This is a genomic window from Photobacterium sp. OFAV2-7, from assembly GCF_022347985.1.
GTDB lineage: Bacteria > Pseudomonadota > Gammaproteobacteria > Enterobacterales > Vibrionaceae > Photobacterium.
Map to the genome: position 1 here is coordinate 1 of NZ_JAKRFQ010000075.1, position 10,502 is coordinate 10,502.

Consider the following 10,502-nt stretch of genomic DNA (forward strand, 5'->3'; position numbering starts at 1 on the left):
ATGACATCGAAGGTGTGGTTGAAACCTCGCTAAACGTGGGTGTTATTACCAACGACGCTGACAAAATCACTATTCTTTGCCTGATCCGCTCACTGATCGACTCTGGCCGCAGCAATGTGGAAGGCATGCTTAAGGCTGTTGCCGAGCTGGCTGGTGCACAGTGCGAGTTCTCTGGCGCCTACCCGGGCTGGAAGCCAGATGCAGACTCTGAAGTCATGCACCTGTTCCGCGAAACGTACAAGAACATCTACGGCAGAACACCGAATATCATGGTGATCCACGCCGGCCTTGAGTGCGGTCTGTTCAAAGAGCCGTACCCGAACATGGATATGATCTCTTTCGGCCCAACCATCAAGTTCCCGCACTCGCCAGACGAGAAAGTGAACATTGAAACGGTTGGTCTGTTCTGGGAGCAGATGGTTGCTATCCTGAAGGCGATTCCGGTTAAGTAACGATCTACACAGTAGCGAGTGATAAGGGGCGAGTTTCTAGATATAGATACTCGCCTTTTTTGTCACTAAAATCCCTCGAAAGAGAGCTGCTGTGCTCTTAGCCCTTGTTCAAGCCCGACACTAAGTCCTATCAGCCTGATCTCCCGGTCCTTCTGCCGGGTTAACGCCTCGTTGAGCAAACCGACAAACTGGGCCTTATCCAGCTTGGGCTGGCTGTGCTCCACTGTTGTCTGCTGAAAATCGGCAAACTTGACCTTAATCCCCTGTTTGGCAATATTAAGTTCCGGCCGCACCTTCTTGAGACGTTTTTCAAGCTCTGGATACAACGCTTCGACAACCTGCCAGCATTGCTCATAGCTGGTGATATTCTTCGAAAAGGTCCGCTCGACACCTACCGACTTGCGCTCGCGCTCAACCACAATTTCACGATTATCGATTCCGTGGGCCCGTGACCATAAAGACTGACCAAATTTGCCGAACTGCTGAAGCAGCAATTGCCTATCATACTCCTGGACATCCCTGCCGATATACAGACCCTTTTCATGTAACTTCTGGATAGTGACTTTGCCAACCCCCGGGATCTTCTCCAGCTTCAGGTTGGCAACAAAATCGGGGATATCGTCAGGCGTAACTACGTACTGGCCATCGGGCTTGTTCAGATCCGATGCTATCTTGGCAATGAACTTGACAGGTGCAATGCCTGCCGACGCCGTCAATTCCAGCTCTTCCCGGATTGCCCGACGGATGTCCTGAGCAATCAGTGTTGCCGAACCATGCATCACCTCACACTCGGTGACATCCAGATAGGCCTCATCCAGCGAAAGGGGCTCAATTTTGTCAGTATAGCGCTGAAAGATTGCCCGGATTTGCTTAGATACCTCGCGATATACTCCCATCCGCCCGGCAACAAGCGTCAGGTGCGGACACAGCTTCATCGCCTGGGCTGTTGGCATAGCAGATCTGACTCCATACTGGCGAGCCAGATAGTTACAGGTACTCAGCACCCCACGCTGCTCCGAACGTCCCCCAATAGCTATCGGCTTATTCTTCAGCTCAGGGTTATCACGCATCTCAACAGCGGCAAAAAAGCAATCCATATCAACATGGATAATTTTACGCCGCCCTGTGGCAGTAGCAGTGGGTGCGGATGTGACGTTTGGCTGCGGCATAGCTCTCTGAAATTAACGGCTTCAGTGTTGAAATCTCTCACGTTGGATACATCCATTATACCACTGTTTTTTTATACAGTTACTAGAATCTGAGACAAGCGATCAGGATAACTCCTGTCGCAGCACAATTATGCGCATATTGTGTTGCCGCCGAGGGATTAAAAATGCTATTACTCAATAAATAAAATCACAAGGATAGCTGTAACGCCCAGCACTATCGGGTAAGGGAATAATAATAATGTCGGTATCTAAAATCCTTGTCGTAGAAGACAGCAGAGCCTTTCGAAATTACCTCAACGTCCAGCTAACACAGGCTGGTTTCGAGCCCGTATTTGCTGAAACTATTGCTCAGGCCAGACAAATCCTTACCGTGCAGAAGGACTTTCTCTGTACTGTGCTCGACTACTGCCTCCCGGATGGTCAGGACGGGGAGATCATTGATCTCGTCTTGAGCCAGAACCTCAAGGTTATCGTGCTAACAGCGCATTTCAGCACCCAGATCCGCGATACCGTTCTGTCCAAGGGGGTAATCGACTACCTGCTGAAAGACAGCCCAGCTTCAGTCGCTTACCTCATTCCGCTATTACAGCGACTTGAGGCAAACACCCAGCACAAGGCCATGGTGGTGGAAGACTCTGCCACCGTACGTCGCTATCTGGTCAACCTGCTAAGGCGACAAAACCTCAAAGTTATCGAGGCCTGTCACGGTCAAGAGGCAATTACTCAGCTTGAGCGACACCCGGATATCAGCCTGATCATCACCGATCATGACATGCCAGAAAAAGACGGGATCACTATGGTCCGGGAAATCCGCCAGCATTATAGCCGTAACCAGCTTGCCATACTCGGTCTTTCAGGCAGCAACGACGATGCGATGACTGCCCTGTTTCTCAAAGCAGGGGCTAATGATTTCCTCAAAAAACCATTTAATCAGGAAGAGCTCTACTGTCGCATTCACCATATCCTGAGTATGAAGGATACCGCGGACAAGCTATATAGAATGGCGAACCAGGACGCACTGACCGGGCTTTGGAACCGACGTTACTTCTTCAACCAAAGTTGCAGCCAAGACCGTTGCGAATTTCGCAACATCGCCATGCTGGATATCGACTTTTTCAAGAGGGTTAATGATACATACGGCCATGATGCCGGGGATGAAGTGCTGGTCCAGGTCAGCCAGCAACTGCAGCAGCATTTTCCCGATGACATTGTCGCGCGCTTTGGCGGCGAAGAGTTCTGCATTCAGAGCTGCAGCAACTTTAAGCTGTTCATCAGTCGGCTGGAGGCGTTACGGCAGTCAATCGAAGGCTTGGATATTATCTATCAGAACTCAACGCTTAATGTCACAATCAGCATTGGCACTGTGAATGGTAATCAATCCCTTAGCGACCTGCTCAAGGATGCGGATGGCTATCTCTACCGGGCTAAACAAAGTGGCAGGAACCAAGTACAGGTTGCCCAGAGTATTTAGTTTGCCGTCTTGCCTGCCATAAAAAAGCCTGAGCATGCTCAGGCTTTTTCTAATCGTCAAAACGAAGTCTGATCAGATGATCTGATTTTTCTTCCATTCGGCATGTCTTGCTTCACGCGCTTCACGCTTTTTACGGGCGTCACACGATTCCGGGCAATCACACTCTTTGGCAATCCCGATACCGTCAAGACCGCCACAGCTTCCACTTACCGTTTTACGCTGGAAAATGTAGCCCACAGCCATGGCTACGATAACCAGCAAAAAGACGGCAAACGTGGTTAGATATACGACCATGATAACTCTCTACTTCTTCTGCAAATAAGGAACAAAGGCATCCGAGGTATACTCTTTGTAGCCCTGTTCGGTTTTAACAACCAGCAACACCGGCAAACTCTCTTGCTGTGCCAGCTCCAGTGACTTTTCTTCTCCCATCACAGAAAATGCTGTTGCCAGCGCATCAGCAGTCATACTCGATGGGTGTAGAACCGTTACCGATACAACCCGGTTAGTGATCGGCTTGCACGTCTTCGGATCGATCAGGTGCGAATAACGCACACCGTCTTCCTCGAAGTAATTGCGATAATCACCCGATGTTGCCACAGCCATGTCACCCGGTTCAATGATTTCCTGTACCGCCCGGCTGCCGTCATCAGTCGGTTTCTCGATCGCAATACGCCAAGGTTTGCCCTTAACGTTATTACCCTGCATAGTGAGCTCACCACCGATTTCAACCATGTAATCAACAACCTTTAGCTCATCGAAGTAGTCAGCAACAACGTCCACCCCAAAGCCTTTGGCAATCGAAGACAGATCGACATACAGCTCAGGAATTTTTTTCGTTAGCGTATTGCCATCGACAGACAAATGCCCGATACCGACTATTTCTCGGCGTGCAGCTAGCTCTTCATCCGTCGGCGTTTTTTCCGGACGTGCTTCCGGCCCGAAGCTCCACAGATTAACAACCGGACCGACAGTCACATCAAGCGCACCATCCGTCAACTTTGCCAGACGGATCGCCTCAGCAACAACCTTGGCGGTATCGGCAGACACTTCAAACGGTTGGTTGCTCTTATGCTGGTTGAACCGACTAAGTTCAGAGTGCTTTCGGTAAGTCGACATTTGGTCGTTGACCAGCTCGAGGCGGCGATCGATCTCTGCTTGTATGATGCTACTATCTGGCAGCCCTTCTTGCTTGATCAATTTGATTGAGTAATAGGTTCCCATCGTCGATCCATTTAAGTGGATCAATTCACGCTGATCACTGCATGCCGACAGGGTGACAGCAAAGACAAACAGCATTATTGCCTTGCGTAGAAACATCTTCATTTAACAACTCTCGATTTCAACGGGTCACTTTTTATTAGGGTCATCGCTTCACCTGGCTGGCGCAGCCGTTGTTATGACCACAATAAAAAACGTTTTCTATACTGTTTACGAAAAAAGGCTGACCCAAACCGGATCAGCCAATTTCTTCTAGCGGTGTAGCTTATTAGCCACCGAAGTCATCCAGCAGGATGTTTTCGTCTTCGACACCAAGATCTTTCAGCATGCCGATAACGGCGGCATTCATCATTGGTGGACCACACATGTAGTATTCACAATCTTCAGGCGCTTCGTGATCTTTCAGGTAGTTCTCGTAGATCACGTTGTGGATGAAGCCTGTGTAACCATCCCAGTTATCTTCCGGAAGCGGATCAGACAGGGCAACATGCCACTCGAAGTTCTCGTTGTCCGCAGCCAGCGTATCGAAATCTTCTACATAGAACATTTCACGCTTAGAACGGGCACCGTACCAGTAAGTCATCTTACGCTTAGACTTAAGACGAAGCAGCTGGTCAAAGATGTGCGAACGCATCGGAGCCATACCTGCACCACCACCGATGAATACCATTTCATTGTCAGTCTCTTTGGCGAAGAATTCACCGAACGGACCAGAAATAGTACACTTGTCACCAGCTTTCAGTGACCAGATGTATGAAGACATCACACCCGGTGGCACGTCAGGGTTGTTTGGCGGCGGCGTCGCAATACGTACGTTAAGCTTAATCAGGCCTTTCTCTTCTGGGTATGACGCCATAGAGTAAGCACGGATTGATGGCTCTTTAACGATTGACTCGTAGCGGAACAGATTGAACTTGTCCCAGTCTTCACGGTATTCCTCAGGAATATCGAAGTCAGCGTATTTAATGTGATGCGGTTCAGCTTCAATCTGAATATAACCACCAGCACGGAAAGGTACTTCCTCGCCTTCTGGGATCTGCAGTACAAGCTCTTTGATGAAGGTCGCTTCATTGTCGTTAGAAAGAACAGTACATTCCCACTTCTTAACACCGAAGATCTCTTCTGGTAGCTCGATTTCCATGTCAGATTTCACGTTTACCTGACAAGCAAGACGTTCGCCTTCGCGCGCTTCACCCTTGGTGATGTGGTCAAGCTCTGTTGGCAGAATGTCACCACCACCAGATTTTACTTTCACGCGACACTGGCCGCATGAGCCACCGCCACCACAGGCAGATGAAACGAAGATGCCGCTACCGGCTAGAGCGCCAAGCAGCTTATCACCGGCAGCGGTTGTAATCGCTTTTTCCGGATCGTTATTTACTGAGATAGTAATGTCACCTGATGGTACCAGCTTAGATTTAGCGAACAGGATCACTAAAACTAGAGCCAGGATAATCAGGGTGAACATAACTACGCCAAGAATAATATCCATTGATTATTCCTTATTTTCCTGATTACAGCTGAACACCGGAGAAGGACATAAAGCCCAACGCCATTAGACCAACGGTGATGAATGTAATACCCAGGCCACGCAGACCAGGAGGCACGTCAGAGTACTTCATCTTCTCGCGGATACCCGCAAGCGCTACGATTGCCAGCAACCAGCCGATACCGGAACCAACACCGTAAACCACAGATTCAGCGAAGTTGTAATCACGCTGTACCATGAAAGATACGCCACCGAAGATGGCACAGTTAACTGTGATCAGCGGTAGGAAAATACCCAGTGCGTTGTATAGCGGCGGGAAGAAGCGGTCCAGAACCATTTCCAGGATCTGTACCAGTGCCGCGATAACACCGATAAAGGTAATAAAGTTCAGGAAGCTCAGGTCAACGCCTGAAACAATCGCACCGTCTTTCAACAGCAGGTTGTAGATCAGGTTGTTCGTAGGTACGGCAATAGCCAGTACAACGGTAACTGCAACACCCAGACCGAAAGAAGTTTTAACCTTCTTGGAAACGGCCAGGAATGTACACATCCCCAGGAAGAACGAAAGTGCCAGGTTCTCGATAAAGATCGAACGAACTAAAAGGCTTAGATAATGTTCCATGGTCCTCTTACTCCTTCGCTTCTACTTGTTCTGGACGGAAAATACGAATTGCCCAGATCATGAAACCGATCAGGAAGAACGCAGATGGTGCAAGCAGCATCATACCGTTTGGCTGATACCAGCCACCTTCAGAGATCAGCGGTAGAACCTGAACACCGAATAGTTTGCCCGAACCCAGTAGTTCACGGAAGAAACCAACAGTGATAAGTACGAAACCGTAGCCCAGGCCGTTACCAATACCGTCGATCAGTGACGGCAGTGGCGCAGACTTCATTGCATACGCTTCTGCACGACCCATTACGATACAGTTAGTAATGATCAGACCAACGAATACCGACAACTGCTTAGAGATGTCGTAAACAAAGGCTTTCAGTACCTGGTCAACCACGATTACCAGTGACGCGATGATTGCCATCTGGGCAATGATACGCACACTGTTTGGAATGTGGTTACGGATCAGTGATACGAAAAAGTTAGAAAACGCCGTAACAAAGATTACCGCCAGCGTCATAACAAACGCTGTTTCTAGTTTGGTTGTTACTGCCAGAGCAGAACAAACACCAAGAACCTGAAGCGCGATTGGGTTGTTGTCAACAACCGGCGCTAACAGAATCTTTTTCATTTCTTTAGCATCAGCCATTGTTTAGGCCTCCCTCACGAACCTTAGTCAGGAATGGACCAAAGCCCATGTCACCCAGCCAGAAGTCGAAGGTGTTCTGTACACCATTACCTGTCAAGGTTGCACCAGACAGACCATCTACACCGTATAGATCGCCGGCAGGAGCGCCACCTTTAACAACACGAATTGCTGGCTTGTTGTTCTCATCAAACAGCTTCTTGCCAACAAACTGAGCACGCCAGTTCGGGTTTTCTACTTCACCACCAAGCCCCGGAGTTTCACCCTGCTCGTAGTAAGTAATACCCGATACGGTGTTGCCGTCAGTCTCGACCGCAACGAACGCGTACATCATTGACCACAGACCGTTACCGTGAACAGGCAGGATCAGTTTTTCAGTGTTGTCGCTTGCATCTTTAACTAGGTAAATCGTTGCAATATTCGCACGGCGAATGATTTTTGCCTTATCCTGATCACCAGACAGCTTGATAGACTGGCTAGGGTCTTTGGCCGCGACACGCTGCTTGTAATCAGCAGGTGCTACGCCAGTTTCCGATTGCTCGACAAACTCACCGGTTTCAAGGTTAACCAGTTTTGGTTCGATGAACTGCTGGTAAGCTTCAGTTACGTTAGTGCTTTCTTCAAGCAGGCCTGCAACTGACAGGATATTGCGCTGAACATCCAGTACGGCATTTTTCTGCTGAAGCGGACGCAGGCTAACGGCTGCGGTTGATACCACGATAGAGCACACTAAGCTCAATGCGATAACAACAATCAGCGTTTTCTTAATGCTATCGTTATTACTTGACATGACGAGCTAGTCTCCGTTTGATGTTGCCCTGAACCACTAGGTTGTCAAATAGAGGTGCGAATAGGTTAGCGAATAGAATCGCCAGCATCATACCCTCTGGGTAAGCCGGGTTAACTACACGTACCAACACCGCCATAACACCGATTAGTGCGCCGTACCACCACTTACCTTTGTTGGTAAATGCCGCAGACACAGGATCGGTTGCCATGAACATCATACCGAATGCAAAACCACCCAGAACCAGGTGCCAGTGCCAAGGCATGCTGAACATTGCGTTAGTGTCAGAACCAATGATGTTGAACAGAGTAGCCGTCGCAATCATACCTACCATGGTACCTGCGATGATGCGCCATGAAGCGATGCCCATAAACACGATCATTGCGCCACCAAGAATGATAGCCAGCGTCGACACTTCACCGATTGAACCAGGGATGTTACCGATAAACGCGTCCATCCAGCTGATTGCTTCGCCAGTCACAGTGTTGATCACACCAGCCTGACCACCGGTAGCCCACTGGCTCAGTGCCGTTGCACCCGAGAAGCCATCTGCCGCAGTCCAAACCAGATCACCAGAGATCTGAGCCGGGTATGCGAAGAATAGGAAGGCACGACCTGCAAGCGCAGGGTTCAGGAAGTTACGGCCTGTACCACCGAAGATTTCTTTCGCAACAACAACACCGAAGGTAATACCCAGTGCTGCCTGCCAAAGTGGTAGTGTTGGCGGAACGATAAGTGCGAACAGGATAGAAGTTACAAAGAATCCTTCGTTAACTTCGTGCTTACGCACCATACAGAAAAGGACTTCCCAAAAACCACCTACGGCAAAAACAACTGCATAGATAGGCAGGAAGAAAGTCGCACCCAGTAGCATTTTGCTACCCCAACCAGCGTCTGCCGACAAGGTGCCACCTAGCATCTCTGTTAGCCAATAGTGCCAGTCGCCTGCGATAATCGCAGCCAGCTGCTCACCGGCATACATGTGGTTAAGTGCAACAACAGCCTGGTGACCGGTGTTGTACATACCCCAGAACATGGCTGGGAAAACGGCAAACCACACCATGATCATGATACGCTTCAAATCGATGCTATCACGAACGTGTGAGCCAGAACGCGTCACCTGACCCGGTGTATACATCAGAGTTGCAAACGCTTCATAAAGCGCAAACCACTTCTCATGCTTACCACCCGGCTCAAAGTGATGTTCAATGTCTTCTAGGAAATTCTTGAGGCTCATGAATTACCCTTCCTTCTCAATTGTATCCAGGCACTCACGTAGAAGTGGGCCGTACTCATACTTACCTGGGCATACGAATGTACATAGAGCCAGATCTTCTTCGTCAAGCTCTAGCGCACCTAGCTGCTGTGCACTGTCAACATCACCAGCACATAGGTCACGAAGTAGCAATGTCGGTTCAATATCAAGCGGCATTACTCGCTCGTAGTTGCCGATTGGCACCATAGAGCGCTCACTGCCGTTCGTCGACGTTGTCATATTGAACAACTGGCCAGGGAAGAACTGGCTAAGGAACGAGCGAGTCACAGAGAACTTGTTCTTACCTGGTGCAATCCAGCCAAGAAGCTCTTTCTCACGACCTTCACGAAGTGCAGTTACCTGTAGGTGATAACGGCCAAGGTAGGCATGTGCACCAATCGCATGTAGGCCATTCAGTACTGAGCCTGAAAGGACACGCAATTCGCCAGGCATTAGCTCAGAATCGGTGATCTGATCGATAGCCGCACCAATTTGAGTACGTACCAGACGCGGGTTGTTTACAACAGGGCCAGCAAGAGAAACAACGCGATCAGTGTATAGCTCACCAGTCAGGAACAGCTTACCGAATGCGATCACATCCTGGTAGTTGATATGCCATGCCACGTTCTCCAGGTTTGCACCAAATAGCGTGTGGATATGGGTACCAACAAGACCAGCAGGGTGTGGGCCGTTGAATACATGTTCTTCGATATTGGCTTCATTCGAGCGAGGCAGGCTAGCACCAGATTTACAAACCATTACCTTGCCGCTAGTCAGACGAGATAGAAGCGTCAGACCGGCTACAAAAGCATCGCTTTGTTCATTGATGATAACTTCTGGGTTGGCAGCCAGAGGGTTGGTATCAATAGCGGTAACAAAGATAGCCTGAGTTTCCGCATCTACCGCTGGAACCTTGCTGAAAGGACGTGTACGCAATGCCGTCCACATACCTGACTCAACAAGTTGCTCGATAACTTTGCTGCGCTCTAGTTGAGCTAGCTGAGCTGCATCGTAGCGGTTGAATGTTACTTGCTCGTCGCCTTCTACATCGATCACTACAGACTGTAGAACACGCTTCGCACCACGGTTAATTTCTGCAACCTTGCCGCTGGCTGGTGCAGTGAACTTAACGCCTGGGTTCTTCTTGTCTTCAAAAAGAACCTGGCCTTTTTTCACTACATCCCCTACGCGGATATGCATTGTAGGACGCATACCAACATATTCTTCGCCAAGCAAGGCGACTCGTGTGATGGTCTTACCATCATTTATCGCCTGGGCAGGAGTCCCTGAAATTGGGATATCCAAGCCCTTTTTTATTGTAATCATACGCACTTGCACTACATTAACGGGAAAAAGAATTTTCTATTGCGCAATTAAGACACGACTTTCCTTCGTCCGA

General features: G+C 49.2%; 11 protein-coding genes. 2 read left to right on the plus strand and 9 right to left on the minus strand.

Annotated elements, in window-relative coordinates:
• Nucleotides 1-452 (plus strand): M20/M25/M40 family metallo-hydrolase (locus MHN01_RS07105; protein ID WP_239410681.1); only part of this gene is annotated, 452 nt, incomplete at its 5' end.
• A 65-nt stretch (nucleotides 453-517) separates the two neighbouring features.
• Here MHN01_RS07105 and dinB read toward each other — a convergent pair.
• A complete protein-coding gene (gene dinB / locus MHN01_RS07110; protein ID WP_239410682.1) occupies nucleotides 518-1,621 on the minus strand; it encodes a DNA polymerase IV in 1,104 nt (367 codons plus the stop codon).
• A gap of 238 nt (nucleotides 1,622-1,859) precedes the next feature.
• Here dinB and MHN01_RS07115 point away from each other — a divergent pair, with 238 nt between their 5' ends.
• Nucleotides 1,860-3,092 carry a diguanylate cyclase gene (locus tag MHN01_RS07115; protein ID WP_239410683.1) on the plus strand — a complete coding sequence of 411 codons (1,233 nt, stop codon included), beginning with the start codon at nucleotides 1,860-1,862 and terminating at the stop codon, nucleotides 3,090-3,092.
• Between the two features lie 72 nt (nucleotides 3,093-3,164).
• On the opposite strand, the gene nqrM is transcribed toward MHN01_RS07115, so the two are convergent.
• From nqrM to MHN01_RS07155, 8 genes are all read right to left on the minus strand, one after another.
• A complete protein-coding gene (gene nqrM, locus MHN01_RS07120) occupies nucleotides 3,165-3,386 on the minus strand; it encodes a (Na+)-NQR maturation NqrM (protein WP_239410684.1) in 222 nt (73 codons plus the stop codon).
• A 9-nt stretch (nucleotides 3,387-3,395) separates the two neighbouring features.
• On the minus strand, nucleotides 3,396-4,391 hold the full coding sequence (locus MHN01_RS07125; RefSeq protein WP_239410690.1) for an FAD:protein FMN transferase: 996 nt from the start codon (nucleotides 4,389-4,391) through the stop codon (nucleotides 3,396-3,398).
• Nucleotides 4,392-4,581: 190 nt separating this feature from the next.
• Nucleotides 4,582-5,805 carry an NADH:ubiquinone reductase (Na(+)-transporting) subunit F gene (gene nqrF, locus MHN01_RS07130; RefSeq protein WP_239410685.1) on the minus strand — a complete coding sequence of 408 codons (1,224 nt, stop codon included), beginning with the start codon at nucleotides 5,803-5,805 and terminating at the stop codon, nucleotides 4,582-4,584.
• Between the two features lie 22 nt (nucleotides 5,806-5,827).
• Nucleotides 5,828-6,424: an NADH:ubiquinone reductase (Na(+)-transporting) subunit E gene (nqrE, locus tag MHN01_RS07135; RefSeq protein ID WP_239410686.1), complete on the minus strand. Its 597-nt coding sequence runs from the start codon at nucleotides 6,422-6,424 to the stop codon at nucleotides 5,828-5,830.
• 7 nt (nucleotides 6,425-6,431) lie between these two features.
• A complete protein-coding gene (locus MHN01_RS07140; RefSeq protein ID WP_075763756.1) occupies nucleotides 6,432-7,064 on the minus strand; it encodes an NADH:ubiquinone reductase (Na(+)-transporting) subunit D in 633 nt (210 codons plus the stop codon).
• A complete protein-coding gene (locus MHN01_RS07145) occupies nucleotides 7,057-7,851 on the minus strand; it encodes a Na(+)-translocating NADH-quinone reductase subunit C (RefSeq protein ID WP_239410687.1) in 795 nt (264 codons plus the stop codon). Before MHN01_RS07145 ends, MHN01_RS07140 begins: the two co-directional genes overlap by 8 nt.
• Nucleotides 7,841-9,085 (minus strand): NADH:ubiquinone reductase (Na(+)-transporting) subunit B, encoded by a 1,245-nt coding sequence (locus tag MHN01_RS07150; RefSeq protein ID WP_239410688.1) that lies wholly within the window; start codon nucleotides 9,083-9,085, stop codon nucleotides 7,841-7,843. Before MHN01_RS07150 ends, MHN01_RS07145 begins: the two co-directional genes overlap by 11 nt.
• A gap of 3 nt (nucleotides 9,086-9,088) precedes the next feature.
• The gene (locus MHN01_RS07155) at nucleotides 9,089-10,429 is read right to left on the minus strand and encodes a Na(+)-translocating NADH-quinone reductase subunit A (protein ID WP_239410689.1); all 1,341 of its coding nucleotides are present in this window, start codon (nucleotides 10,427-10,429) and stop codon (nucleotides 9,089-9,091) included.
• Nucleotides 10,430-10,502: the final 73 nt, after the last annotated feature.